The 26218-nt window shown below is 62.5% G+C and carries 21 protein-coding genes and 3 pseudogenes; 16 read left to right on the top strand and 8 right to left on the bottom strand.

Annotation, left to right across the window (positions count from 1 at the left end):
• Positions 1-169: 169 nt before the first annotated feature.
• Positions 170-1117, top strand: coding sequence for a LysR family transcriptional regulator (locus BLA15945_RS10150; RefSeq protein WP_059240645.1), 948 nt, complete (start codon positions 170-172; stop codon positions 1115-1117).
• 103 nt (positions 1118-1220) lie between these two features.
• Here the strand turns inward: BLA15945_RS10150 and BLA15945_RS10145 are convergent, their stop codons facing one another.
• Both BLA15945_RS10145 and BLA15945_RS10140 read right to left on the bottom strand, forming a co-directional pair.
• A complete protein-coding gene (locus BLA15945_RS10145) occupies positions 1221-1523 on the bottom strand; it encodes a DUF4148 domain-containing protein (RefSeq protein WP_059240644.1) in 303 nt (100 codons plus the stop codon).
• A 214-nt stretch (positions 1524-1737) separates the two neighbouring features.
• Positions 1738-2880: a porin gene (locus BLA15945_RS10140; RefSeq protein ID WP_059240643.1), complete on the bottom strand. Its 1143-nt coding sequence runs from the start codon at positions 2878-2880 to the stop codon at positions 1738-1740.
• Between the two features lie 310 nt (positions 2881-3190).
• Between BLA15945_RS10140 and BLA15945_RS10135 the strand changes: the two genes are divergently transcribed.
• The 9 genes and pseudogenes from BLA15945_RS10135 to BLA15945_RS10095 all read left to right on the top strand — a co-directional run bounded on the left by BLA15945_RS10135 (position 3191) and on the right by BLA15945_RS10095 (position 13439).
• A complete protein-coding gene (locus BLA15945_RS10135; protein WP_059240642.1) occupies positions 3191-3655 on the top strand; it encodes a VOC family protein in 465 nt (154 codons plus the stop codon).
• 74 nt (positions 3656-3729) lie between these two features.
• Positions 3730-4971, top strand: a complete 1242-nt coding sequence (gene codA, locus BLA15945_RS10130) for a cytosine deaminase (RefSeq protein WP_174992228.1) — start codon at positions 3730-3732, stop codon at positions 4969-4971.
• Between the two features lie 165 nt (positions 4972-5136).
• Positions 5137-6471, top strand: coding sequence for a chloride channel protein (locus BLA15945_RS10125; protein WP_174992227.1), 1335 nt, complete (start codon positions 5137-5139; stop codon positions 6469-6471).
• A gap of 333 nt (positions 6472-6804) precedes the next feature.
• Positions 6805-7206: pseudogene (locus BLA15945_RS38020) on the top strand (STM2901 family protein).
• Positions 7199-7546 (top strand): DUF1493 family protein, encoded by a 348-nt coding sequence (locus BLA15945_RS10115; RefSeq protein WP_174992226.1) that lies wholly within the window; start codon positions 7199-7201, stop codon positions 7544-7546. The pseudogene BLA15945_RS38020 and the gene BLA15945_RS10115 overlap by 8 nt, the downstream one beginning before the upstream one ends.
• A 201-nt stretch (positions 7547-7747) precedes the next feature.
• Positions 7748-10267, top strand: coding sequence for a type VI secretion system Vgr family protein (locus tag BLA15945_RS10110; protein ID WP_174992225.1), 2520 nt, complete (start codon positions 7748-7750; stop codon positions 10265-10267).
• Between the two features lie 20 nt (positions 10268-10287).
• Positions 10288-12450 (top strand): M23 family metallopeptidase, encoded by a 2163-nt coding sequence (locus tag BLA15945_RS10105; protein WP_174992224.1) that lies wholly within the window; start codon positions 10288-10290, stop codon positions 12448-12450.
• Positions 12451-12461: 11 nt separating this feature from the next.
• Entirely contained in the window at positions 12462-13115 is a 654-nt protein-coding gene (locus BLA15945_RS10100; RefSeq protein WP_174992223.1) for a hypothetical protein, read from the top strand.
• A 72-nt stretch (positions 13116-13187) separates the two neighbouring features.
• Positions 13188-13439 (top strand): PAAR domain-containing protein, encoded by a 252-nt coding sequence (locus tag BLA15945_RS10095; RefSeq protein ID WP_174992222.1) that lies wholly within the window; start codon positions 13188-13190, stop codon positions 13437-13439.
• Positions 13440-13825: 386 nt separating this feature from the next.
• Here BLA15945_RS10095 and BLA15945_RS10090 read toward each other — a convergent pair.
• Positions 13826-14056, bottom strand: a pseudogene (locus BLA15945_RS10090) (integrase core domain-containing protein); the annotation flags it as partial.
• 53 nt (positions 14057-14109) lie between these two features.
• Between BLA15945_RS10090 and BLA15945_RS10085 the strand changes: the two are divergent.
• Together BLA15945_RS10085 and BLA15945_RS10080 are read left to right on the top strand one after the other, a co-directional pair.
• Positions 14110-15453, top strand: a pseudogene (locus BLA15945_RS10085) (IS256 family transposase).
• Positions 15454-15734: 281 nt separating this feature from the next.
• Positions 15735-17057, top strand: a complete 1323-nt coding sequence (locus BLA15945_RS10080; protein WP_174992263.1) for a TIGR00366 family protein — start codon at positions 15735-15737, stop codon at positions 17055-17057.
• 66 nt (positions 17058-17123) lie between these two features.
• Here BLA15945_RS10080 and BLA15945_RS10075 read toward each other — a convergent pair whose 3' ends face one another.
• From BLA15945_RS10075 to BLA15945_RS10055, 5 genes are all read right to left on the bottom strand, one after another.
• The gene (locus BLA15945_RS10075; RefSeq protein ID WP_174992221.1) at positions 17124-18452 is read right to left on the bottom strand and encodes an MFS transporter; all 1329 of its coding nucleotides are present in this window, start codon (positions 18450-18452) and stop codon (positions 17124-17126) included.
• Between the two features lie 222 nt (positions 18453-18674).
• Entirely contained in the window at positions 18675-19607 is a 933-nt protein-coding gene (locus BLA15945_RS10070) for a BKACE family enzyme (RefSeq protein WP_006482842.1), read from the bottom strand.
• Between the two features lie 35 nt (positions 19608-19642).
• The gene (locus BLA15945_RS10065) at positions 19643-20449 is read right to left on the bottom strand and encodes an SDR family oxidoreductase (protein WP_059240635.1); all 807 of its coding nucleotides are present in this window, start codon (positions 20447-20449) and stop codon (positions 19643-19645) included.
• Between the two features lie 72 nt (positions 20450-20521).
• Positions 20522-21232: a GntR family transcriptional regulator gene (locus BLA15945_RS10060; RefSeq protein ID WP_059240634.1), complete on the bottom strand. Its 711-nt coding sequence runs from the start codon at positions 21230-21232 to the stop codon at positions 20522-20524.
• 430 nt (positions 21233-21662) lie between these two features.
• Positions 21663-22454 carry an IclR family transcriptional regulator gene (locus tag BLA15945_RS10055; protein WP_174992220.1) on the bottom strand — a complete coding sequence of 264 codons (792 nt, stop codon included), beginning with the start codon at positions 22452-22454 and terminating at the stop codon, positions 21663-21665.
• A gap of 159 nt (positions 22455-22613) precedes the next feature.
• On the opposite strand from BLA15945_RS10055, the gene BLA15945_RS10050 reads away from it, so the two are divergent.
• From BLA15945_RS10050 to BLA15945_RS10035, 4 genes are all read left to right on the top strand, one after another.
• Positions 22614-23390, top strand: a complete 777-nt coding sequence (locus tag BLA15945_RS10050; protein ID WP_174992219.1) for an ABC transporter substrate-binding protein — start codon at positions 22614-22616, stop codon at positions 23388-23390.
• Positions 23391-23478: 88 nt separating this feature from the next.
• Positions 23479-24135, top strand: a complete 657-nt coding sequence (locus BLA15945_RS10045; RefSeq protein ID WP_059240631.1) for an amino acid ABC transporter permease — start codon at positions 23479-23481, stop codon at positions 24133-24135.
• On the top strand, positions 24132-24887 hold the full coding sequence (locus tag BLA15945_RS10040; protein WP_059240630.1) for an amino acid ABC transporter ATP-binding protein: 756 nt from the start codon (positions 24132-24134) through the stop codon (positions 24885-24887). The genes BLA15945_RS10045 and BLA15945_RS10040 overlap by 4 nt, the downstream gene beginning before the upstream one ends.
• Positions 24884-26194, top strand: coding sequence for an NAD(P)/FAD-dependent oxidoreductase (locus BLA15945_RS10035; RefSeq protein ID WP_174992218.1), 1311 nt, complete (start codon positions 24884-24886; stop codon positions 26192-26194). The genes BLA15945_RS10040 and BLA15945_RS10035 overlap by 4 nt, the downstream gene beginning before the upstream one ends.
• Positions 26195-26218: the final 24 nt, after the last annotated feature.

Genomic DNA, 26218 nt, shown 5'->3' with positions numbered 1-26218 from the left:
GGTGCCGCGGCGCTTCCGAACGGTCCGTTCGACTGGTGAGGCGCCGATTGTAGGAGTGCGGCGCCCGCGCATTAACGCAGCTGCGGGGAAACGATAGTTGCAGCCGGAGTAACAATCTGTCGCATCCAGTGGAGGAAAATAGCGGCTCCGCTACAGGTTGCTCACAGGAATGGATACCCTACAAAACATGCGGGTGTTTTCGCGCGTCGTCGAGACAGGCAGCTTCACGGCCGCCGCGCAATCGCTGAATTCGACGACAGGCGCGATGTCGCGCGCGGTGTCGGAGCTCGAGGCGCGGCTGCGCACCCGTCTGATGAATCGCTCGACGCGCCGTCTCGCGCTCACGTCGGCCGGCGAAAGCTATCTGCGGCGCTGCCGCCAGATCCTCGCGGACGTCGACCGCGCGGAAGAAGAGGCGAGTTGCGCGCATGAGCGTCCGGCCGGCGTGCTGCGCATGCACAGCTTCGCGAGCGTCGGTCACCACTACGTATTGCCCGCGCTGACGCGCTATCACGCACAGTTCCCGGACGTGTCGATCGAGCTGTCGCTGTCGCAGCGCATGCCCGACCTGTTCGACGGCACGAGCGACATGGCAGTCGTCACCGCGTCGTCGCTGCCCGATTCGGAGCTCGTATCGCACCTGCTCGGCTCGACGTTCAGCATCCTGTGCGCGTCGCCCGACTACGTGAAACGGCACGGCGTGCCGGGCCGCCCGCAGGATCTCGCCGCGCACGCGTGCCTGACGCTGTGTACGCCGGCGTTCCCGACGCACGAGTGGGTGCTCGAAGGGCCCGAGGGCGTCGAGCAGATCCACGTCGCGGGGCCGGTACAGACGAACACGGCCGAATCGCTCGCACTCGCGATCCGCGACGGCATCGGAATCGGCATGCTGCCGCTGTACTCGGCGATCGATGCATTGCGCGACGGCACGCTCGTGCGCGTGCTGCCCGCCCACATCCTGCAGAAGATGAACGTCTATGCGCTGTATCCGTCGCGCCGCTTCGTCGATGCGAAGGTGCGGACCTGGGTCGAGATGTTGCGCGCCCAAGTGCCGGGGATGATCGCGCGCGACGTCGAGATGCTGAACGCAATCGGCCGCGAGCCGCAGGCCGCCTGAACGGCGGGCGCGCATCCGCGTGCTGCCGGTGTTTTCATGCAAACGCGACGTGCGCCACGCCCGTCGACGATCCTTTGCGCGGGCGGGGCGCGTCGTCGCGCCGTCATTGCGCGGGCCTGGCTGCCGCGCCCGATTCGGTTGCCGGCGCACCGGTCGGGCCGTACGCAGCCTGCGCGGCTTTGCGCTCCGCGAGACGCTTCGCCTGCAGCCGTTCCTGCGCGGCCATGATGTCCTCGGGATAGTTGTCGGCTTCGCCGCGCGCCGGGTTGTAGCCGACCGATTCCAGATCGATCAGTTCCTGCAGCACCTGCGCGCGCGTGACGGGCGACGGTGCCTGCTGGGCGAACGACAGGGCCGGTGCGGCGAGCAGGACGGCAGCGGCGGCGGTAACGACGAGCGATTTCACGAGGTTCTCCTGAATACGGGGTGGGTGGCCGGATCGATGCGTGACGCATGCCCCGAGCCTTCGACGCCAGTCTACGTAGCGGCCGCGCGCGCAAAAACCCCGATTCCAGGCAGGCTGCCTTCCAGATGGCACAACATTGCGGCCCGTCGCCCGCGGCGAACGAATCCGTGTGCGAACACGGATTCATTGCAGACGGACAACGGTGCGATGCCGGTCAGAAGCGCGTGCGCATGCCGATCGTGCCGACGACCTGGTTCGCCGTGCTCGACGCGCCGCCCGACGTGTTGATGAACGCCTGGTAGCCGCGCCCGGACGCATGCTGGACCATCGCTTCCGCGTACAGGTCGGTGCGGCGCGACAGCTTGTACACGGCCTGCAGGTTGACCTGGTGCCACTTCGGATCGGTGCCGTGCTTGCTGTCGGGATTCGACACGCTGGCGTCCGTGTAGACGTAAGCCGCGCCGAGGCTGACGGCCGGTGTCACCGCGTAGCGCACGTTCACGTCGTAGTTGTTGAACGCGATCTGGCCGGTGGAGCCGAACGCCCCCGTGTTGTCGTACTGCGAGCGCGTGTAGACGAAGCCGACGGTTGCCGGCCCGAACACGTAGCTGACGCCGCCGCCGTACGAGCGCATGCGGTCCGAGCCGATCGACCAGCCGCCCTGGCTCACGCTCTTCGCTTCGGCCGAATCGGTCGCGCCGGGGCTCGCGCTCGTCGAGCCCTTGGTGCCGTTCATCTGCAGGTACGCGCCGGCCAGCTTCAGCGGGCCGTTCGTATAGCTCGCCGCGATGCTGTACGCGCGGTTGGCGCTGAAGTTCGCCGAGTTCGAGAACGCGTACATCGCGCCGACCTTGAAGCCCGCGATCGACTCGCTCGTGTACTTGACCGCGTTGTTGATGCGCAGCGAGTGGTTCAGGTTGTCGTTGTCGAACGGGTGCGCGAAGCCCGCATCGCCGAGGTCGCCGGCCGTCGCGGACAGCGGCGCGACGAAGTCGACCATCGTGTCGTACTGGCGGCCGAGCGTCAGCGTCCCGTAGCCGGCCTGGCTCAGGCCGACATACGCATGGCGGCCGAACAGCTTGCCGTCCTGGCCGAGCCCGCCGTTGTTCACGTTGAAGCCGTTTTCGAGCACGAACAGCGCCTTCAGGCCGCCGCCGAGATCCTCGGTGCCGCGCACGCCGAAGCGGCTGCCGTTGACCGTGCCGCTGGCCATGCGCCACTGCGACGCGCCGTTCACGTTGTTGGTGTACGCGATGCCGGCGTCGATCAGGCCGTACAGCGTGACCGAGCTTTGCGCGTGGGCGAGCGGCGCGAACAGGGCGGCGGTGCATGCGCCGGCGATCAGGGTTTTTTTCATGGTGAGGCTCCTGCGTGTGGGACTGGAAACAAAAGTTCGGCGCAAGTGTAGGGGCGCGGTCGTCCGGTTCCGTGGCGCCGGCGTGCGAGCGCTCCTTTGCGTGTTGCGCAAGAGTCCGTCACATCGTCTTCACAAAGCGACGCAAGGGCCGCTCGCCGGGCGTTCTCGCCGGCTGTCCGCCGCGCCGCGCGGGTTGCCCGAGCGGGGCATGTCGCGCATCGACAACACGCGGGCCGCCAAGGCCGGAGTTGATCGCCGCGCGGCGGACGCGGAAAATGGGCACTCCGATGCCGAGATCCGGAGTCAACTCATGGCCACCTCCCGCCGTCCGTCGTTCAGCTCCGCCCTGTGCTACCGCAATCCGAAAGCCGCGCTGGACTGGCTCGAGCGCGCATTCGGCTTCGAACGCTTCATCGTCGTGACCACACCCGACGGCGAGATCGCGCATGCCGAGATGAAGTTCGGCGATGGCATCGTGATGATCGGCGGCGCATGGGCCGACTTCATCGCGTCGCCGGAAGACACGGGCGATCGCAATACGCAGAACGTCCACGTGCATCTTCCCGACGATGCGGACATCGATGCGCATTGCGAACGTGCGCGTGCCGCCGGCGCGGAGATCCTGCAAGCGCCGGCCGACCAGTTCTACGGCGAGCGTGTGTACCGCGCGCGCGACCCCGGCCGGCATGTGTGGACCTTCGGCCGGCACGTGCGCGACGTGACGAACGACGAGATGAGCGCGGCGACCGGCCTGAAGATCGACGATTTCAGGTAAATGCCGGCGCGCGTCGCCCGTATTCCCATTTCTTAACGTGCGGCCCACCGCGGCCGCCTGACGACCGGACCCACATGAATCTGTTCAACGTACGCCTGCGTGGCCGCGACGGCCTGTTCACGATCGGCCTCGACGGCGGCAAGATCGCGCGCATTGACGCACAAGCGGCGCCGATCGCGCCGACGAACTCCGACGATATCGACGGGAGCGGCCGTCTCGCGATTCCGCCGCTCGTCGAACCGCATATCCACCTCGATGCCGTGCTGACGGCAGGCGAGCCTGCCTGGAACATGAGCGGCACGCTGTTCGAGGGCATCGAACGCTGGGCCGACCGCAAGGCGACGATCACGCACGAGGACACGAAGACGCGCGCGCATGCGGCCATCGGCATGCTGCGCGATCACGGAATCCAGCACGTGCGCACGCACGTCGACGTGACCGATCCGACACTCGCCGCGTTGAAGGCGATGCTGGAAGTGAAGGACGAGGCGCGCGGGCTGATCGATCTGCAGATCGTCGCGTTTCCGCAGGAAGGCATCGAATCGTTCGACGGCGGCCGCGCGCTGATGGCGCAGGCGATCGACCTCGGCGCGGATGTCGTCGGCGGGATTCCGCATTTCGAGAACACGCGCGAGCAGGGTGTCAGCTCGATCCGCTTCCTGATGGATCTTGCGGAACGCACCGGCTGCCTCGTCGACGTGCACTGCGACGAGACCGACGATCCGCATTCGCGCTTTCTGGAGGTGCTGGCCGAAGAGGCGCGCGTGCGCGGAATGGGGGCGCGCGTTACCGCGAGCCACACGACCGCGATGGGTTCGTACGACAACGCATACTGCTCGAAGCTGTTCCGGTTGCTGAAGCGCGCGGGCCTGAACTTCATCTCGTGCCCGACCGAGAGCATCCATCTGCAGGGGCGCTTCGACACGTTTCCGAAGCGGCGCGGCGTGACGCGGGTCGCGGAACTCGACCGCGCGGGCCTCAACGTGTGCTTCGGGCAGGATTCGATCAAGGACCCGTGGTATCCGCTCGGCAACGGCAACATCCTGCGCGTGCTCGATGCGGGCCTCCACATCTGCCACATGATGGGTTACCAGGATCTGCAGCGCTGCCTAGACTTCGTGACCGATCACAGCGCGACGACGATGCAGCTCGGCGACGGCTACGGGATCGCGGTCGGGCGGCCGGCGAATCTCGTCGTGCTCGACGCGGACAGCGATTACGAAGCCGTGCGCCGGCAGGCGAAGGCCACGCTGTCGATCCGCGGCGGGAAGGTGATCATGCGGCGCGATCCGGAGCGCATCACGTACCCGGATTGACGGGGCAGACGGGCCGCGACGGCCTGTTCGGTGCCGAGTATTCATAAAATGCATGAGTCAATTCGAAAAATACGTTTGTCTCATGAGAGGTGCCGGCCTACGATGCGGTCCTGACGACGGTGCGCGTGATGCGCGCCGTTCTTTCGATCTCCGTTCGCCGACCTCATGCGCCTCGATCTTCCGTCCGCTCCCGCATCGTCCTCGCCACCCGCCAGCCCGTTCGCTCGCCTGGCCGTCGTCACGGTCCTGACCGGCGTCGGCGCGGGCCTCGGCGGCATGCTGCTCGCGCTGCTGCTGCACGCGATCCAGCACATCGCGTACGGCTACGGCGTCGCACACGTGATCGGGTCCGAGAGCTTTCTCAGCGGCGTGACGGGTGCCGATCCGCTGCGCCGGCTGGCGGTGCTGATCGTCTGCGGGATCGTCCCCGGCGGCGGCTGGTGGGCGCTTTACCGGTACGGCCGGCCGCTCGTCAGCATCCGCCGCGCGGTGCGCGCGGCTGATCCGCGGATGCCGTTCGTCAGCACGACGGTGCACGCGCTGCTGCAGATCGTGACCGTCGCGCTCGGCTCGCCGCTCGGTCGCGAAGTCGCGCCGCGCGAGATCGGTTCGCTGCTGGCCGGGCGGCTGGCCCATGCGGCGGGGCTCACGCCCGACGACTGCCGGCTGATGGTTGCATGCGGCGCCGGCGCGGGGCTCGCGGCCGTCTACAACGTGCCGCTCGGCGGTGCGGTCTTCGTGCTCGAGGTGCTGCTCGGCACCTTCGAGCTGCGTGCGCTGGTCGTGGCGGTCGTGACGTCGGCGATCGCGGCGGCAGTCGCATGGCTCGGCCTCGGCAACGAGCACCAGTACACGATCCCGGCGTTCGTGCTGAGCACGCCGCTCGTTGCGTGGTCGGTCGTCTGCGGGCCGCTGTTCGGCTTCGCCGCGTACGGCTTCGTGCGGCTCACGACCCGCGCGCGGGCGAACGCGCCGAAGGACTGGCGGCTGCCCGTGTTCGCGCTGGTCAACTTCGCGGTGATCGGCGTGCTCGCGATGCGGTTTCCGCAACTGCTCGGCAACGGCAAGGGCCCGGCATCGCTGGGTTTCGACGGAACGCTGACGATCGGCCTCGCCGCCGTGTTGCTCGTGCTGAAGGTGCTGATCGAGGCCGGCAGCCTGCGGGCCGGCGCGGAAGGCGGGCTGCTGACGCCGGGCCTCGCGAACGGCGCGCTGATCGGCGTCGTGCTTGGCGGGCTGTGGAGCCTCGTGTGGCCGGGCGCATCGATCGGCGGCTGTGCGCTGATCGGCGCGACCGCGTTTCTGGCTGCGTCGATGCAGATGCCGATCACGGCCGTCGTGCTGCTGCTCGAATTCACGCGCGCGAATCACGACAGCCTTGTGCCGATGCTGCTGGCCGTGGCCGGTTCGCTCGTTGCATACCGGTTCGCGCAGCGGCTGGCCGAGCGGCGGGCGAGTGCGGTTGCGGCCGTGAATACGCCGGTGACGGCGGTGCGCTGACGGGGGCGAGCGGCAAAAGCCGGGGCGCAATGGAACGCAGTGTCCGCAAGCCACCAGGAATTAACAATCTGCATCCGTTCCGAGGCATATCGCTGCGATGGCGCATTCGTGCGGATCAACGAAGCTGTAACGGTCGGAATCGCAAGCAGAAAGGCACTTCGGAAAGGCTGTACGAGATCAATCAATTGCATCCGGACAGGCTCCCGTCGGGGCACTAGACCGATGAACGTGCTGTTTCCGATTGGCCACTCACGCTAGTCTTGCCTGCTCGTTCAAATTCAAACCATCTGAGAGAAAACGGCGAATACGTACAGGTATGGCGTTCATGAGGGCTTGAGCCGCGAAGCCTTGCTCTTTCTAATCTTTATCGAAGAGACCGGCAAGGCATTGGGCGTAGACGATGCCGTCGGCATCGCGATGGTGTTGTTGGGACAGCGCTTTATCCCGACGTGAGGCAAGTTCGCGAACGCGGTCAAAGGCACGTCCATCGCGTCCGTCGTGGCGCGGCGGATGCTGCCATACGAACTGAAGCACCGGATTTTGCCGACCGTGACCTCGTTTACGAGCCTTATCATGTTGCGCATCAAGTTCACGCAGAATATTGGCGCATTCGTCGGGCGGGCGATTCCCGGAGTCGGTTGGGTGATCCTGGCTACGGATGTCTCGCTGATCACGTATCGCACGGTTGGCGCATACAACCGCATGGTGAAGCCCGAGGATCGCCTATATGGCTGACACATGGAAACGTCTCGAAGCATTCATCGCGACCGATATCGAAAAGCTGCCGGTCGATCGCATCGAACTGTCTCGGGATACGGATCTTTATCACGATCTCGACCTGGAACCGAGCGACATCGACAGAATCGTCCGGCAATGGGCCGGGACGTTCGGCATCGATCTGTCCGCGTTTGACATCCACTATTACTACCCGTCAGCGAAACTCGGCATCGGGTCGTTTCTCGCAACGGTGGTCAAAGCGCCGTTCAGCACCGAGGCGCGCGAGACGTTGGGTGGCCGGTCACTGACGCTGGGAATGATGGAGGAGGCGATGGAGCGAGGACACTGGGAGCCTTGATTCGCCACCTCCTGGCCACGTCAAACCCGACTGCCTGAGAGATGGGTATGAATTTTTGTCCGACCATATTGTGGTTTTCTCGACCAAGGTACGTTCTCATGACCTGTCGACGTCGCTAAAATTGCGGCGATATAACGGGGAAGCCGTTCCCGTGAGAGCGTAGGCCGTTGAGCCTGCAAAAAACAAGAAGATGGATAACGCATGAACATGACCGAAGTGGCTCAGGCGATTCGTGGCGGCCTGATCCAGCAAGATCGCCTGCTCAAGACGAGCATTCCGTCGCTGCCGGAGAACGCGCTTGTTCCGCGCCGAGCCGTGACTTACTCCGAGCTTGGCCGTGACTTCAGTGTCACGCTCGACATGGTATCCACAGCAGGCGATATTGAGCTCAAAACGTTGATCGCTCAGCCGATGACCCTTTGGTTGCAGCAAGCGAACAAGTCTTATTTACCGATCAACGGATACATCCATACAGCTCGTAGACTTGGTGCTGACGGAAGTCTTTCAAGTTACCAATTATCTTTCGCTTCATGGATGCATTTCCTAAAGTTCCGCAGCGATATGCGGTACTGGCAGGACAAGAGCGTTGACGCCATCCTCACCGATGTATTCAATGCGCATCCACAAGCGCGAGGGCAATTCGAATTCGCCTTGCTGAAGACGTTACCCTCGCGCTCGTACTGCCGTCAGAGCGAGACGGACTGGAATTTTGTCCATCGATTGATGGAAGAAGAAGGCTTGTTCGGCTTTTGGCGTCAGGACAACGAGGGGAAGTCGCATAGGTTCGTCGTGACCGACGATATTTACTCGCTTGATGAGGTCTCGCCCAAACAGGTCGGATTCTCGAGGTCGGGCACAAGTAGCGAAACGGGCGCATTTACGCAATGGGCAGGGTCGCGGACGTTGCAGAGTACCGTGTACACGACGCGCACGTTTGACTATAAGGCGCCGTCCTCGTTGGCCAATCCCAAAGGTACGACGTTGCCGACGATGGCCGGTCAAGGAAATTTACCGGAGCAGACTGAAGTCTACGAATATACCGGTGCCTACACATATTTGAACCAGGATCGCGGTGAGCATCTTTCGAGGATTCACCTAGAAGAATGGGAGTCGAGGGCAAAGCGATTCCTTGGTATCGGAGGTGTTCGGACTATCGATGCCGGCCGTCGATTCATACTGACGGGCCATCCTGAGCACGATCATGATCAAGCCGGGCAGCGAGAATTCACTGCGATCAAAGTGCGTCAGTACATTGAGAACAACCTGCCGTTATCGAATCACGAAGCGAACTTTCCGTATAGCTTGCAGAGCGAACTAGCCCAGGCGAAGCTCGAACAAACTGGAGAAGTCGTCACTCACGAAGACGGCTCGGCTGGTTTTTATCTAGTCGAAGTCGAGGCGCAGCGCGTGACGGTTCCGTATAGGAGCCCGTTCGAGCACAAGAAGCCAGAGATGGAGTTAGAGACGGCAATCGTCGTTGGGCCGCAGGGCGAAGAGGTGTACACGGATGCACTGAATCGCGTAAAGGTCATGTTCGTTTGGGACCGACAGAACTCAGGTAACGCAAATGCCTCGTGCTGGGTGAGAGTCGCGCAGTCAGACACAGGCGGCGGTTTCGGAAGCGTGCACGTTCCGAGAGTCGGTGAGGAAGTCCTAGTGGGCTACATAGGCGGAGATTGTGATAGGCCTATAGTCCTGCATCGTGTCTACAACGGTAGCGTTCAGCCGCAATGGCATAGCAATGGCATCTTGTCCGGCTACCGTTCGAAGGAGTATTCGGGGAGCGGTTATAACGAGATGGTCCTTGACGATGCGACAGGACAGAATCGAGCCAGATTGTTCAGCAGTACAGGGAACAGCTTGCTTCACCTCGGATATCTGATCGAGCAAAACGGCAACACACGCGGTGCAATTCTTGGTTCAGGCTTCGACTTGAAGACGGACTTGTCTGGTGCCGTACGTGCCGCGCAGGGGCTGTACGTCACTACGTATCAGAAACAGGCAAATAGCCAGCAGCTCGATGTGAGTGAGGCGCAGCGACAGCTCACTGGAGCTGAGGGTGCCATTGAGGCTATGTCGCAGGTAAGCCAGCAACACCAAGCGGAAAGTCTCGGTGTTGGCCGCGAGGCGTTGAAGACATTTACCAACGCGACTCAGGGCACCGTACAGGGCTCACAATCAGGTGGCAGGACCGGAGACGGTGGCAAGGGCAGCGCGAACGCGTTCAAGACTCCCGTCATGTTGTTCGCAAGTCCATCGGGAATTGCGTTATCGACGCCGCAATCGGTGCATATCGCGAGCGATCAGCAAACCAATATCGTCAGCGGGCAGAGTACATTTATCGCCAGTCGAAAGTCGCTGGTGGCGAGCGTTGCGGAGAAGATAAGTCTGTTTGTGCAGAACGCTGGGATGAAACTGTTTGCAGCCAAAGGGAGGGTGGAAATTCAGGCACAGGGGGCCGAATTGGACATGGCGTCGCAGAAGGACCTCTCAATCAAGAGTGTGGGAGGTAAGGTTGTAATTGCGGCGGCACAGGAAATTGGACTCTATGTGGGTGGCTCGTATATTCGCATCACTTCGTCGGGTATCGAGAACGGTACGGTAGGACAGATCAGGGAGCGTTGCTCATCCTGGAACGTTGAAACCGCTGATTCAAAACAGGTACCTATGCCGTCGTTTTCTTCGGGCGAAGTTGCAAACACATATCTCCATTCCCTGTAATTTTATCTGACAGAGTCGCCATGATTATTAGTCCGCCTTTTGTGAATTCGGCTCAGCCTGATAGCGATCCAAACGTCGATCCCGCTCGGGATTCGTTCCCTATGCTGGAGTGTGGTCCTGGAAACGGGGCATTTCCCGTCAGTTTTAATCTCGGATGGCACGGCGGAGCGCATCTGGAAGCTCCGGTCGATAATCAGGGGCATCTACTTCCGGTTAGAGCGATTGCAGACGGTACGATTGTTTTCGTTCGTGCCACGGATACGAAGAACAAACCTGAATTGAACTATGCCGGCGTACGAACTGACGACGGTTGTGTAGTCATTCGGCATGACACGGAGATCGGGGACGGCGAGCAATCAAAGGTCACCTTCTTTTCCGTGTATATACATCTGCAAAGTGTGGAACCACTGACGGCAGGAAAAAAAGTACACCGCAAGGACAAGCTAGGTTTGCCGGGGATTGTGTATGGTCGGCCGGGGCGCATCCACTTCGAAATTGTTTGCGACAGTCAAAACATGACGAAGTTACTCGGACGTACCCCGGGGCCAGTGGGGAGTTCGGGCCGCACTGATGCGATTTATGGGGACATTTGGTTTTATGTTCCGGCTGGAGCGAATTTATATTCGAATGAGCCGCATCCTGCTCAGAGCGATGGTGGTGTTTCGTTAGGTGGAACGGCACCGCAGGTTGCAGTTTCTCAGACGGCGAGTCCGCTTGCTGTACGGATGCGCTATGACAGGGGATGTACCCTGACAACATATCAATGTACCGCCGATGGTAGTTGGGAAGTTTGCGCTGAAACGCCGCCGGAGCAGGATGATGAAGATCATCTTTATAAGAAATCGGAGAAAATCAGCGAAAAATATTCTCAAGGAACACCTCCGTCAATCAGCGCAATATTTGAGGTGTTGCGTTTCGGGCGATGTATAAACGAACAGGCTAGTGCGAATTTTAACCATTGGCGAAAAGTGAATACTCCTGCCGGTCAGGGGTGGATCAACCTCTCTGGCCAAGGGGTGCAGGCATATAGTGATGCGGATTTTCCAGAATGGGCGGGCTGGAATTTTATACAAGACGATTCGACGAAGACTAATCTTTGTGATTCGCCAACCTTAAGGAAATGGTTGCTGGATGCTTCTGGGGAAGCGCAAATTGACCACGCCGGAATGGTGGGGGCGCTGCAGAATGTAGCTCTCAGAAAGCGTCTTACGCAAGTGGTATGTCGATTTTCTACCGAGTGGTCTGCTAGCAATTTGGACGAACTCTACGGTTGGTTAAAGACTGAACATGAGGCGTTGAGTTCACCTCTGTCCGATGACGATTTCAAGTTATTTGAAGGGCATGTTCACGCTTTGGCATTTTGGGAAGAAGTTCAAGGTGAGAAGCCGGCGGCTGATGATTGTTGGCATTGGCCGCCTACGGAGTTTATTCGCCACCTCATGAAATGTAAATGGTTTAGTGAAGGCGAGTTTAAGCAAATTTATCCATCTGCTTCCGCGAGCTCGGTTCAGAGGTACCGAGTAAACATCAATAAGGCTGTGGTTAAATATTGTTTGACGACTACACTCAGGCTGTCTCACTTCTTTGGCCAGGCATCCGTCGAGTCGGGTCAGCTTCGTTATATGGCCGAGCTTTACAATGGTGACCCATTCGAATATTTCAGAAAATATGAAAGAGCCAAGAATTATAAAGGGTGGCTTGGTAATGTGGAGTGGAATGATGGTGGGAAATTCATGGGTAGAGGGTTCAAGCAGCTGACCGGAAGAGGAAATTATTCTAAATATTTTGTTTATCGAGGATGGCTGCAAAAATCCTCCTTCACAGAGGTGTGGTGGACTGATGCTCGCTGGTGGGGGTTCACACCGCCGTATCATCCGGCCCAACATCAGAATTTGCTGCCGATTCAAAATGCAGCGACTGTTTCTCAATTGATTTCGACCTTGAGGCCGGCAATAATTTCAAATCCAAATATTGTATCGGATGATGCCTATGCTTGCATTGATACGGCAGGATTTTTTTGGGCGATAAATTCGCTGCTTGGTATTGCTGACAGGGATGATGCAATAACTTTGACAAATAAGATTAGAGGGGATCATGCATCTACAGCGGCGGATTTTCCTGCTGATGCACATTTTCCTCAAAGGTTGTCGGAGACGAACAGGGTTAAGGGGGTTTTATCTTGAGATCAAATTTTTTGTTTATCGCAGTTCTTTTTTTTGCGGAATTGCATGGAGTTCTGGCTGCGAGTCCATCTGATGTCACTGTTTTGGCTAAATCGGGCGATGCTTTTTTTACATTTGTCTGTGAGGTAGATCGACCCGAAATTAAGGTGTTCGCTGGTGATAAGGTTGGCGGAAAGGCGGATGCATTAATTGATCAGGAGTTGGATGATTCAGATAATTGCTCTGGGGCGGAGTGGAGCGTAGATCACCTGGCTGAATCTGATGTAACGCTGGTTATGATTAATCCTGGAAGATTGGGAGATAATGTCCAGATGAATGTCTATACGCTGCAGGCTGGTAAGGCAACATTCGCTGGATATTTGCCCGTCGGGGCAGATTATGTTGGGAAGGCAGAGTATTTCTTTGATTTCGATCAGGCCGATGGATCGTGGAGAAGGGTTTATAAGGTGGCCGACGGAAGGATAAATTTGCAAAGAGAAATTCATCTTATGCCGTCCGGGAGTGTGTGTGTCGATAAGAGTGGAGTGATAACCACTGATTCCGTATGTGGTGGCCGGAGATTGGCGGCTAGCGCAAAGAAGCCGCTGTGTATTGTGTACGAGAAGCAAGTTGGAAAAATTTCGCCAATCAAGGAATGTTCGCAACTGACTGGCCGAACTGAGTAATTTCTAGGATGCAAGGGGGCAGATGTTTCTCGATTTCTATTTCGTGATATTTTTTAACGAAGGGGTGGAGGTGTGCTAAATGCTATTCGAGTGGGGGATTCAACTGACCACGGCGGGGAAGTTATTGAGGCGTCGCGGGTTATGGCAATAAATGGAAGGGGGGTTGCAAGAAAGGGAGATAAAATAACGTGCCCTTTACATCCCGACGTTGATCCAAACGTAATCGAAGAGGGCGATCCGAATATCAAGGATCATGGTATTCCGATTGCGCGACAGGGGCATCTTGGTACATGTGGTTGCCATTTGATCTCAAGCCTTGGCTGACATAACACGGGGTGTGTTGCAGTGTTTTGGATTCCCGTTGAATGTTTAAATTTGATCGTGCAGTAGATCGCCTTTGACACATGCAACGCTTCATTATCGATGAATGGACGCCGGCAAGATCGTATCTCAAATATTCGCGAGTACCTCGCAACCGCAGGATTCGCGCTGTTAACTCGTGCGTGGCAGAGGGAGCCTAGCCAGTACCGGTTCCGTTGCAAGAACAATCACGATTCTTCCCAGTCAGGAGCAAGTCTTTAGCGCCTTATCCGTGGGACGCGAGGCCCACTGCGATGTCGTCAATGCTGGGTTGAGCAGGCGATGACTCGAATCCACGAGACTGCAAGCTCGGCTGGAGGCTGGCGCCTGAGTGGAGTTGCCCCTGTAACTCAGGACACGCGGACACCGTTAGGTTGATGACGCGCCCGCCTGAACTCGCGAGGCGAGCGGTATTTCAGAGTTTTGTGCGGGTGACGCTCGTTGTAATGCTCAAATGCAGCCGCCAGACGTGAGAGCGCCGTTGGCGCGTCGGGCTTGTCCATACAGGCGACGTAATTGTGCTTCATGGTCTTCACGAACGACTCGGCCATGCCGTTGCTCTGCGGTGAACGCACCGGCGTGGGCCTGTCAGTAATTTCGTGTTCAAGGCATATGATTCTTCTCAGGAGAAGATATGCCCCGCAAACCGAAGACCCCGCCGGTGGAGCTACCGACTATTCCCGCTGAACTGCTGGAGCAATTCGGCAGCGGCCCGATGACGGCCGAAGCCATCAATGCCGCGACGCTCGCGCGCAAGAAGGCGCTGATCGAGCGGGCGCTGGGAGGCGAGATGAATCATCATCTCGGCTACGCGCCAGGCAGCGCCAAACCGTCCAGCGTGACGAACCAGCGCAATGGCCGTGGTGCCAAGACCGTTCTGACTGAAGACGGCCCGATTCGCATCGAGGTGCCGCGCGACCACGACGGCAGCTTCGAACCGCTGCTGATCCCCAAACACGAACGACGCTTCACGGGCTTCGACGACAAGATCGTAGCGATGTACGCCCGAGGCATGACCGTGCGTGAGATTCAAGGCTTCATGCTGGAGCTGTACGGCACCGAGGTCTCGCCCGATTTCATCAGTTCCGTGACCGACGAGGTGATGGCCGAAGTTACGGCATGGCAAGCCCGGCCACTCGAACCGATGTATCCGGTCGTATTCTTCGACGCGCTGCGCGTGAAGATTTGCGAAGACGCCGTCGTGCGCAACAAGGCCGTCTATCTGGCGCTGGGCATTCTGCCCGACGGCACGCGCGACATTCTGGGCCTGTGGATCGAGAGCACCGAGGGCGCCAAGTTCTGGATGAAGGTGTTCAATGATCTGAAGACACGAGGCGTGGCGGACATCCTGATTGCCGTAACCGACGGACTCAAGGGCATGCCCGAAGCGCTGGCAGCGGTGTTTCCAGCCACGACGCTGCAAATCTGCATCGTCCACCTGATCCGAAACAGCCTCGATTACGCGAGCTGGAAAGATCGCCGATCGCTTGCTGCCGCGATTCGGCCGATTTATACCGCCGCGAGTGCAGAAGCCGCGCAGGCCGAACTGGATGCGTTCGCCGAAGGGCCGTGGGGCCAGAAATTCCCGCCGGTCGGCGCAGCGTGGCGAAATGCATGGGATCGCGTGATTCCGTTCTTTGCATTCCCTCCGGGCGTGCGCAAGATCATCTACACGACGGATGAAATACACAAGCCCCCACGCCGTACTTCGCTCGTTCGCTATGTCCGCGCTTCCGGCCACCGTATCGGCGCACTGTCCGATTTGCGGCGCGACTGCTTCCATCGGTTAAACAGTCTCTGATAGGTTCGTTCGGACTGCTCAGCCACGGCTCGTTCCTGCTGGCGGACGCTCTTCAGACTGTAGGCGGTAGCCGAACCTTTCACGGCTGACTGGGGGCGTGCCGCTCACGACGGGAAGACAGCCATGAACCAGTTCGCTATCCTTTATGCGGATCGATTCATTCGATCATCTGTCTGAATCTCAACCCTGCCTTGAACACGGAAATTCTGCCCCCCCTTCGCGCCTCGTTCTCGCGCGACGTCCGTCACTCGTTCCGTCCACGTTCATCGACCTGCCACCCGGTGTCCTGACCTGGCGGCGGCCAACTGGCGAACTCGACGGCCTGATATCGGCTAACGCAATGATCGGCATGGACATCAAAGCAAGCGATACGGTTCTGTGCAAGAATCCGCGCGTTTCCGCGCATCAACCAACAACGACACGCGCGGATGTCCCTATCAGGAAACGAGGAGCTCAAGTTGATCCAGCGCATTTCCCGCTTCTTCACGCAGGTGGTTCACCGCGTGTTGCCCGACCCGTTGATTTTCGCGATCCTGTTGACGATCGTCACGTTTGCGCTTGCGTTCGGCCTCACGCCGAATACGCCCGCGCAACTCACGACGATGTGGGGTTCGGGTTTCTGGAATCTGCTCGCGTTCTCGATGCAGATGGTCATGATTCTCGTGACGGGCCACGCGCTGGCGAGTTCGCCGCCGGTGCGGCGCCTGCTCGTCGCGCTCGCGAGCACCGCGCGCACGCCGGGGCAGGGCGTGATGCTCGTCGCGTTCGTCGGCGCGCTCGCCTGCGCGATCAACTGGGGCTTCGGCCTCGTGCTCGGCGCGATGCTGGCGCGCGAAGTGGCGCGCCGCGTGCCCGGCAGCGACTACCGGCTGCTCGTCGCATCCGCGTACATGGGCTTCCTGAGCTGGCACGGCGGGCTGTCGGGTTCGGTCCCGCTCGTCGCGGCCACGAAGGGCAATCCGATGGAGAAGACCATCGGGCTGATTCCCGTGTCCGACACGATCTTCACCGGCTACAACGCGTTCATCACGATCGGGCTGATCGTGATGCTGCCGTTTCTCGCGCGCATGATGATGCCGAAGCCGGGCGACGTCGTCAGCGTCGATCCGGCGCTGCTCGCCGAGCCGCCGAGCGTCGAGCGCAAGCTCGGGCCCGATGCGACGTTCGCGGAGCGGATGGAGGAAAGCCGGCTGCTGTCGATCTTCGTCGCGGCGCTGTGCGCGGCTTTCCTCGTGCTGCGTTTCGTGCAGAAGGGCTTCGCGCTCGACATCGACACCGTGAACCTCGCGTTCCTCGCGGCCGGCATCCTGCTGCACCGGACGCCGATGGCCTACGCACGCGCGGTGGCCGGCGCGGCGCGCGGTGCGTCCGGGATCATGATCCAGTTCCCGTTCTACGCGGGCATCCAGGCATTGATGGATCACTCGGGGCTGGCGGGCGTGATCACGAAGTGGTTCGTCGATATCGCGAACGTGCACACGTTCCCGCTGCTCGCGTTCCTGAGCTCGGCCGTGATCAATTTCGCGGTGCCGTCGGGCGGCGGTCACTGGGTCGTGCAGGGCCCGTTCGTGATGCCGGCCGCGCAGGCGCTCGGCGCCGATCTCGGCAAGGCTGCGATGGCGATCGCTTACGGCGAGGCATGGACCAACATGGCCCAGCCGTTCTGGGCATTGCCCGCACTGGCGATCGCCGGGCTCGGCGTGCGCGACATCATGGGGTATTGCGTGACGACGCTGCTGTTCTCGGGCGTGGTGTTCGTCGCGGGAATGTATCTGTTCTGATCGAGCGAGGCGCGAGGCGGGTGGCGTGCTCCGCCCGCATCGCGCCAGCCCGAATCCAGTGCGATGTCAGCCGCGCGACCGCGCGTCGGGCCGCTCGTGCCCGTGACGCAACGCGAGGCTCGCGAATGCCGCGACGAGGAGTGCCGCGGCTAGCAGCGTCAACCCGTTCTTCGCATTGCCGGTCGCCTGTTCGATCGCGCCGACAACGGTCGGCCCGACGAAACCGCCGAGCAACCCGCAGGTATTCACGAGTCCGAGTCCGCCGGCCAGCGCGCTACCGGCGAGCCGCGACGCGGGAAACGTGAAGACGATCGACTGAACGACGAAGAACATCGACGCGGCCACGCACACGCAAAGGAGCCCCGCGACTGGCGACGCGTGCGCGGCGCCGACCATCCCGATCGCCATCACGACCAGCCCCGCACACAGCATCCGGCGGGAATGACGCGACTCGCGCGCGAAGCGCGGAAGCGTCCCGGCCCCGAGCGCTGCGGCGAGCCAGGGCAGCGCGGTCAGCAACCCGACCGCGAACGGGGAGAGGCGTCCCGACGCACCGATGATGCCCGGCAGGAAGAAGATCACCGTGTAGATGGTCAACTGGTGGCAGAAGTACACGAAGATCGCAAGCCAGATCTGCGGATCGCGCAGTGTGGCGCCGAACGCATGCCCGCTGTGCGTGGCAACGCCCGCGTCCTGCTCCGCGGCCAGCGTACGTTCGAGCGCGCGGCCCGTTTCCGGAGAGAGCCACGGTGCGGCGCTCGGACGATCCGGCAACCGCGTCCACACGACGAACGCAAGCAGGATCGCCGGAATGCCTTCGACGACGAACAGCCATTGCCAGCCGTGGAAGCCCAGCGTGCCGTCGAGCTCGATCAATGCGCCGGCCAAGGGCCCGCCAACGATGTTTGCGATGCACACGCCGAGCAGGAAGTAGCCGGTTGCGCGCGCACGCTCCTCGCGGCCGAACCAATACGTCAGGTACAGCATCACGCCGGGAAACAGGCCGGCTTCGGCAGCGCCGAGCAGCAGCCGCATCACGTAGAACGAGGTCTCGCCGCTGACGAACGCCATGGCGACCGACAGCACGCCCCACGTGATCATGATCCGCGTGATCCAGAAGCGCGCGCCGACGCGATGCATGATCAGGTTGCTCGGGATCTCGAAGAACGCATAGGTCAGGAAGAACAGCCCGGCGCCGAGTCCGTACGCGGCCGAAGAAATGCCGAGGTCGACTCCCATCGAATGTTTCGCGAACGCGATGTTGGTGCGGTCGAGAAAGCTGATCACATAGGCCGCGATCAGCAGCGGCATGAGTTTGCGGAACAGCAGCCGGTTCAGCGACGCGCTCGCGTCGCTGGCGGCGGAAGGCAGGGCCTGAGCGTGATGAGTGGACATGCGGACGACTCCGGTAAGGGCGAACCGGCGCGCACGGCAAGCACGGTGCGCCGCGTTCGGCAGATGCCGCTGCGAAGCATGCAGCGGATGGGCAGACGACGGAGCCGCGCCGGCGGCGCTCGATCGGAGCGGGGCGATGATGGGCGTCCTGGCGCCGGCCGGCTCGGGCCGGCGCCTTGTCACTGCGCTTGCGGGTTCTGGTGTTGGGGGGCTACCCGGCGATCAGAAATTCACCGCGTCGCCGCCCTTGAGTGCGAGCATCGCGCGCGCCTCGGCCGGCGTCGCGATCTCCAGCGACAGGCCTTCGAGCACCTGACGCATTTTCAGTACCTGCGCGGCGCTCGATTCCGCGAGCTTGCCGGGCGCGATCCACAGCGAATCCTCGAGCCCGACGCGCACGTTCGCGCCCTGTGCTGCGCCGATCGTCGCGAGCGGAATCTGGTTGCGGCCGGCGCCGAGGATCGACCACACGTAATCGCTGCCGAACAGGCGGTCGGCCGTGCGGCGCATGTGCATCAGGTCCTCCGGGTGTGCGCCGATCCCGCCGAGCAGGCCGAACACGCTTTGCACGAAGAACGGCGGTTTCGCGAGTCCGCGGTCGACAAAATGCGCGAGGTTGTACAGATGCGAAATGTCGTAGCACTCGAATTCGAAACGCGTGCCGTTCGCCCCGCAGCGCGTGAGGATCGTCTCGATATCGGCGAACGTGTTCTTGAATACGAGATCGCGGCTCTTCTCGAGATGCTCGCGTTCCCACGGATGCTTCAGTTCGCGAAAGCGCTCGAGCATCGGGTACAGCCCGAAGTTCATCGAGCCCATGTTCAACGATGCGACTTCGGGCTGGAAATGCAGTGCGGGCTGCAACCGTTCGTCGACCGTCATGTGCGGGCTGCCGCCCGACGTGAGGTTGATGACGGCGTCGGTTTGGGCCTTGATGCGCGGCAGGAATTCGGCGAACACGGCCGGATCCTGCGTCGGTTTGCCGTCGGACGGATTGCGCGCGTGCAGGTGCAGGATCGCGGCACCGGCCTGCGCGGCCGCGACGGCGGCCGTTTCGATTTCGTGCGGTGTCACGGGCAGGTACGGCGACATCGACGGCGTATGGATCGCGCCGGTCGGCGCACAGGTGATGATGACTTTGCGAGCGTTTGCCACGGATGGATTCCTTTCGGTGAGCGATGCAGGAGGCGTCACAGCACTTCGACGTTGCCGCAGACGGAGATCGCCTGCCCGGTGATCCCGTGGCCGCCCGGCGAGCACAGGAACAGCGCGGTGGCGGCAATCTCGGCCGGGTCGGTCATGCGCCGCAGCGAGATCTTCTCCAGATAGCGCTTCTCCATTTCGTCGTAACCGATGCCGAGCTGCTGCGCACGCGCGTCGATCACGCGGCGCATCCGGGGCCCGCGCACGATGCCGGGCTGAATCGCGTTCACGCGGATGCCGAGCGGGCCGAGTTCGATCGCGAGGCTCTTCACGAGGCCGACCACGGCCCATTTCGTTGCCGCATAGGGGGTGCGGAACGCGTAACCGAGCCGGCCCGCGACCGACGACAGTGCGATGATCGCGCCGCCGTGTTTCGAATCGCGCAGGAGCGGTACCGCGTGGCGCGCGAACTGGAATTGCGCGTTCAGGTTGATCGCGACGGTTTGTTCCCATTGCACGGGGTCGATTTCGTCGATGCCGCCGGTCGGACCGGCGATGCCGGCGTTGTTGACGAGCACGTCGAGGCCGCCGAGCCTGGCCGATACGTCGGCGAACACGCGTTCGACCGCGGCCGGATCGGATACGTCGGCCAGCGTCGCACTGATCGCGCCGGCCCCGGCGCGTGGCGGCCGGTCGGCGAGCGCCGCGATCGCAGCGTGCGATGCGTCGCATACATGCACGTGCGCGCCGCATTCGGCGAACGCATCTGCGATTTCAAGACCGATGCCCGACGCACCGCCCGTCACGAGGACGCGCAGGCCGTCATAGGGTTTCAGCAGGTCGGAAGCTGTCATGCCGGGTTGTCTCCATCGTTGGTGTTGTGGGATTGCGGCCGCGCGCGATCGGGCGGTTGCGGCGCGCAGCTGCTACGGTTTTGCGTTCACGGTTCGCGGAGTCTGTTCGGCCCGCAGCGTTTCGGCGAGATCGTGTGCGGCGCCGCCGATGTCGAGCGCGATACCGGCCCGCACGCCTGCACCGTCGCGCCGTTCGAGCGCATCGACGATTGCGCGGTGCGCATCCATCGAGCGCCGCATGTGCGGAATGTCGAGCGCGACCATGTTGAGGAAGGGGCCGACGCGCATCCACAGGTTCTCGACGATCGCGAGCGTGCTTTCGCTTGCGCCATGCGCGTAGATCGCGCTGTGGAACGCGAAATTGCTTTGCAGGTAAGCCCGCGAGCGGCCTGCCTCGACGTGCGCCTGCATCGTCTCGCAGGTCTTGCGCACGGCCGCGATCTGCGTGTCGGTCATCCGGCCGCACGCACGCTCGGCGATGCAGCCCTCGAGTGCGATCCGCACGTCGCGCAGTTCGTCGAGCATGTCGAGCGTCATCGGCGGCACGACGAGCGCGCGGTTCGGGCCATCGACCAGCGCGCGCTCGGCGCGCAACCGCGTGAGTGCGGCGCGCACGGGCATCGTCGACGAGCCGACGGCCTCGGCGACGCTGCGCAGGCTCAACGCCTGGCCGGGCGCGAAACGGCCGCTCATCAGCGCTTCGCGCAGTTGCTGGTAGACCTTGTCGGCCATCGTTTCCTGTTCGATGGCTTTCAGTGCGGGCGGAACGATACGAGGCGCCAAGACGGGGTTCTCCGAGGTTTGATCTGCGATCTGTGATCACACTTGCGATGTGCGAAGTGTTGACGATCCGAGGAACCGAGTCAAGTCGAACGGGATCGGGGAAAACGAGGGGGAGAGGGATGCGAAGCGGGGAGGCAGGCCGACAGGGCGTCATCCTGTTCGACGTGTCCGGGTGGAGCGATGCACCGGGGCATGCCACGCTGTTCAACGGGCGTACCTGTTACGACCACTGCCATTTCAACGAACCGGGCGCGCGGTATCGTACGGATCGCGCAAATTTCTGTACTGCGGCAAGGAACTGGACGTCGTCGCCAAGCAGCTCGTGTTGCGCCCGAACCGGACCTATCGGAGCGAGACTTCGCCGAAGTCGCGGTAGCGTCCAGACACCGTTGCGCAACGCAACGGCGCACCGTCTGCAATCTCGCGCGCGCTACTCGAGCGTCCGGATCGAGTTACTGATGCCGCGCGCGCAGTCGATCACGGCCGGCGCGAGCTTGCGGCGCGCGTCGTCGAACGTCCAGCGGCTCGTCGGCGCAACCACGTGCACGGCCGCGACCGGCTGCCCCTGGCTGCCGAGCACGGGCGCCGCGATCGACATGTCACCGATGAACAGTTCTTCCTGGTTGGTCGCGTAGCCGTCGAGCCGCGCGCCGTCGAGCAGCGCGACGAGTTCGTCGAGCGCCGTGACCGTACGCGGCGTGTGCGGTGCGCGCACCATGCCGTCGAGCCGCGCGCGCGCGTCGCCGGGTGGCAGCGCGCTCAGGAACGCGCGGCCGCAGCCGGTGCAATACATCGGGATGCGGCTGCCGATCGGCATGTGGATCGGCACGAACTTCGTCGACACGAAACGCGCGACATACACCATCTCGTCTTCGTCCGGCTCCGTGAGATTGGTGGTTTCGCCGGTCACGTTCGTGAGCTCGGACAGAAATGGATTCGCCACGTCGATCAGCGTATCGGCCGCGAGATAGTTGAAGCCGATCCGCATCACGTGCGGCGTGAGCTGGTAACGCCGCGTGACCGGATGCTTGCGAATGTAGCCGAGCTTCTCGAGCGTATAGACCATCCGCTGCGCCGAGCTTTTCGTCATCCCGGCCGCGTCGGCCACTTCCGCCAGCGTCATCGTGCGCCGCTTCGCGCTGAACGCGCGCAGCACGTTCAGCCCTTTCTCCAGCGACTGGTTGAACAGCAGGTCGTTTGACTGATCGGACGATGTTTCCATGGCAAGGGGCGGGATCGATTCGATATCGAATCATAGCGTATCGTATATCGATACTCAAAAATCTTTTTACGATGTTTTCGATTCGTTTTAAGATCGAGTCATCGTCGCAGTGTCGATCAGCGGCCGGCCGGCGCACCGGATTATCGAGAAGGAGACACCATGGTTCCGTTCATCAAGCGGATCGGCGCACTGGCCGCCGGTTTCGCCGCCTGTATCGTCCTCTCCGCGGCTTCGGCGAGCGCCGTTGCAGCCGAGCCCACGCTGAAGGTCGGCGCGACAGCCACCGGCGTGCCGTTCACGTTTCTCGACGTCAAGAGCAATTCGATCCAGGGGATGATGGTCGATGCCATCACCGCGGCCGGGAAATCCGCCGGGTTCCGCGTCGACGTGCAGCAGACCGTGTTCTCGGCGCTGATCCCGTCGCTCACCACGCAGAAGATCGACATCATCTCGGCCGCGATGCTGAAGACGCCCGTGCGTCAGCAGGTGGTCGATTTCTCCGACACGGTCTATACGTTCGGCGAGGGCCTGATCGTGAAGGCCGACGACCCGGGCCGCTATACGTCGATGGACGATTTCAAGGGGCAGGTGGTCGGCGCGCAGGTCGGCACCGCGTTCGTCGATGCGCTCAACAAGAAGGGCATCTTCAAGGAAGTCCGGACCTACGATTCGATCGCCGACATCATGCGCGACGTCGCGCTCGGGCGCATCAAGGCCGGCTTCGCCGACCAGCCGATCGTCGCGTACCAGATCGAGCACGGCGTCAACCGCCAGGTACGGCTCGTGCCCGAATACCAGAGCGTCGTGAAGGGGCAGGTCTGCTTCATCGTCCGCAAGGGCGACACCGCGACGCTCGAGCAGCTCAACGGCGCGATCCGCAAGATGAAAAGCGACGGCACGCTGCAGCAGATCCTGCAGAAGTGGCACATGAGCTGAGCCTCCGGCCCGGATTCCCGAACGATTCCGCCCGCGTCGTGCGGGCATCTGCTGCGGCGCGCCGTCCGGACGTCGCATAGGAGACCTCATGTTTTTTCAGAATGCGATCGATTTCCTGCCGATCCTGCTGAAGGGCGCGGTGGTCACGATCGAGATCACGGCATGTGCGTTCGTGCTCAGCTCGGTGCTCGGGCTGGCCCTCGCGTTGCTGAAGGTGTCGCGCAATCGTGCCGTGTCGGCCGCCGGCAGCACGATCGTCAACGTGATTCGCGGGCTGCCGATCATCGTGCAGCTGTTCTACATGTATTTCGTGCTGCCCGATCTGGGTGTGCAATTGTCGGCGTTCCAGGCCGGCGTGCTCGGTCTCGGCATCGCATACTCGGCCTACCAGGCCGAGAACTTCCGCGCCGGCATCGAGGCGATCGACCGCGGCCAGATCGAGGCCGCGCACGCGATCGGCATGCGCGGCCCGATGATCATGCGGCGCGTGGTGCTGCCGCAGGCGTTCCGCATCGCGCTGCCGCCGTACGGCAACACGCTCGTGATGCTGCTCAAGGATTCATCGGTCGCGTCGACGATCACGGTCGCCGAAATCACGCGCGCCGGCCAGCTGATCGCGTCGTCGACGTTCCAGAACATGAGCGTCTATACGCTCGTCGCACTGCTGTATCTCGCGCTCGGCCTGCCGCTGATGTTCGGCGTGAACCGGCTCGGCAAGCGGCTCGCGCTGAGGAGAGGCGCATGATCCGGATCGATTCGCTACACAAGCGGTTTCATCAGCACGCGGTGCTGAAGGGCGTGAGCCTCGACGTGCAGCAGGGCGAGGTCGTGTGCCTGATCGGGCCGTCCGGCTCCGGCAAGTCGACCGTGTTGCGCTGTATCAACGGCTTCGAGACCTACGACGAAGGCGCGATCACGATCGACGGCGTGAAGGTCGACGCGCATTCGAAGCGGATCCACGAGCTGCGGATGCGGGTCGGCATGGTGTTCCAGCGCTTCAACCTGTTCTCGCACCGCACGGCGCTCGAGAACGTGATGGAAGGGCCCGTGCACGTGCGGCGCAGGCCGGCCGCACAAGCGCGCGAGCAGGCCCGCGCGCTGCTCGACAAGGTCGGGCTCGCGCACCGGATGAATGCATACCCGTCCGAGCTGTCGGGCGGGCAGCAGCAGCGCGTCGCGATCGCACGCGCGCTGGCGATGGAGCCGCAGGCGATCCTGTTCGACGAGCCGACGTCGGCGCTCGATCCCGAGCTTGTCGGCGAAGTGCTCGGCGTGATGCGCGGGCTCGCGCGCGACGGGATGACCATGGTGGTCGTCACGCACGAAATGGCGTTCGCGCGCGAGGTGGCCGATCGCGTGTGCTTCCTGCACGACGGCACCATCTGCGAAAGCGGGCCGGCGCGCGACGTGCTCACGCAGCCGACGCATCCCCGCACGCAGGAATTCCTGCGTCGTCTGCTGGCAGCGGACGGCGCCGACACCCCGGATCGAACATGAGCGCAAGGAACGCGGTACCCGGATGGCCCGATTCCCAGTGGCCGGATTCATTGTGGGCGGCGACCGCCGCACCGGCGCCCGATACACCCGCGCTCGACGCCTCCGTGTCGTGCGACGTGGCGATCATCGGCGCGGGCTTCACCGGTCTGTCGACCGCACTTCACCTGGCCGAACGCGGCGTGAACGTGCGCGTGATCGAGGGGGCGCAACCGGGCTGGGGCGCGTCGGGCCGCAACGGCGGGCAGGTGATCCCCGGGCTGAAATACGACCCCGACGAACTGGTTCGCCGGTTCGGCGACACGGCCGGCGAGCAGCTTGCCGGCATTGTCGGCGGCGCGGCCGACACGGTGTTCGACCTGATCGCGCGGCACGCGATCGACTGCGATGCGCGCCGCACCGGCTGGATCCAGCCGGCGCCGACCGCCGCGATGCTCGAGACGGTCGCACGCCGTGCGCAGCAGTGGGCCGCGCGCGGCGCGCCGGTCGACGTGCTCGGCCGCGACGACGTCGCGCGGCGGCTCGGCACGCAAGCGTATGCGGGCGGCTGGATCGACCGCCGCGCGGGCAGCGTGCAGCCGCTTGGCTATACGCGCGGCCTCGTGCGCGCCGTGCAGGCGAGCGGGGCGGTCGTACACGGGCTGACGCGCGCCGTCGGGCTGACGCGTGCTGACGGCCGCTGGCGGATCGCGACGTCCGGCGGCGCGACGCTGTCGGCGGAGCGCGTCGTGATCGCGACCAACGGCTACACGGATGGGCTATGGCCCGGCTTGCGCCAGTCGGTGATCGCCGCGAACAGTTTCATCGTCGCGACGCAACCGCTTCCGCCGGATCTCGGCCGCGACATTCTGGCGGGCGGAGAAGTCGCATCCGACGCGCGGCGCCTGCTGCTGTATTTCCGTCGCGACGCGGCCGGCCGGCTGCTGATGGGCGGCCGTGGCCCGTTCGCTGAGCCGCGTGCGACGAGCGACTGGCGTCATCTCGAGCGTGCGACGCTGCTGCTGTATCCGCAACTGAAGGGCGTCCGGTTCGAATACCGCTGGGCGGGGCGCGTCGCGATCACCGCGGATTTCCTGCCGCACGTGCACGAACCCGCGCCCGGCGTGACGATCGCGCTCGGCTACAACGGGCGCGGCATCGCGATGGCGACGACACTCGGCAAGCATCTGGCCGCACACCTGTCCGGCGATGCGCAATTGCCGTTGCCGTTCCGGGTCACGCCGGTCCGCCCGATTCCGTTTCACGGGCTGCAGCGCTTCTATATCGCGGCCGGGGTCGCCTGGTATCGGTTGCTCGACAGCCTGTCCTGACGCAGGCACGAGGGCAGGTCGCCA

The organism is Burkholderia arboris (assembly GCF_902499125.1).
GTDB lineage: Bacteria > Pseudomonadota > Gammaproteobacteria > Burkholderiales > Burkholderiaceae > Burkholderia > Burkholderia arboris.
This window is presented reverse-complemented; position numbering and strand designations above follow the sequence as displayed.

Bases quoted from the DNA above. Each gene is read 5' to 3' on its own strand.
- BLA15945_RS10075 (WP_174992221.1), bottom strand. From the start codon at position 18,452: ATGTCCACTCATCACGCTCAGGCCCTGCCTTCCGCCGCCAGCGACGCG.
- BLA15945_RS10150 (WP_059240645.1), top strand. From the start codon at position 170: ATGGATACCCTACAAAACATGCGGGTGTTTTCGCGCGTCGTCGAGACA.
- BLA15945_RS10050 (WP_174992219.1), top strand. From the start codon at position 22,614: ATGGTTCCGTTCATCAAGCGGATCGGCGCACTGGCCGCCGGTTTCGCC.
- BLA15945_RS10105 (WP_174992224.1), top strand. From the start codon at position 10,288: ATGATTATTAGTCCGCCTTTTGTGAATTCGGCTCAGCCTGATAGCGAT.
- BLA15945_RS10110 (WP_174992225.1), top strand. From the start codon at position 7,748: ATGAACATGACCGAAGTGGCTCAGGCGATTCGTGGCGGCCTGATCCAG.
- BLA15945_RS10125 (WP_174992227.1), top strand. From the start codon at position 5,137: ATGCGCCTCGATCTTCCGTCCGCTCCCGCATCGTCCTCGCCACCCGCC.
- BLA15945_RS10040 (WP_059240630.1), top strand. From the start codon at position 24,132: ATGATCCGGATCGATTCGCTACACAAGCGGTTTCATCAGCACGCGGTG.
- codA (WP_174992228.1), top strand. From the start codon at position 3,730: ATGAATCTGTTCAACGTACGCCTGCGTGGCCGCGACGGCCTGTTCACG.
- BLA15945_RS10035 (WP_174992218.1), top strand. From the start codon at position 24,884: ATGAGCGCAAGGAACGCGGTACCCGGATGGCCCGATTCCCAGTGGCCG.
- BLA15945_RS10140 (WP_059240643.1), bottom strand. From the start codon at position 2,880: ATGAAAAAAACCCTGATCGCCGGCGCATGCACCGCCGCCCTGTTCGCG.
- BLA15945_RS10115 (WP_174992226.1), top strand. From the start codon at position 7,199: ATGGCTGACACATGGAAACGTCTCGAAGCATTCATCGCGACCGATATC.
- BLA15945_RS10055 (WP_174992220.1), bottom strand. From the start codon at position 22,454: ATGGAAACATCGTCCGATCAGTCAAACGACCTGCTGTTCAACCAGTCG.
- BLA15945_RS10135 (WP_059240642.1), top strand. From the start codon at position 3,191: ATGGCCACCTCCCGCCGTCCGTCGTTCAGCTCCGCCCTGTGCTACCGC.
- BLA15945_RS10065 (WP_059240635.1), bottom strand. From the start codon at position 20,449: ATGACAGCTTCCGACCTGCTGAAACCCTATGACGGCCTGCGCGTCCTC.
- BLA15945_RS10045 (WP_059240631.1), top strand. From the start codon at position 23,479: ATGTTTTTTCAGAATGCGATCGATTTCCTGCCGATCCTGCTGAAGGGC.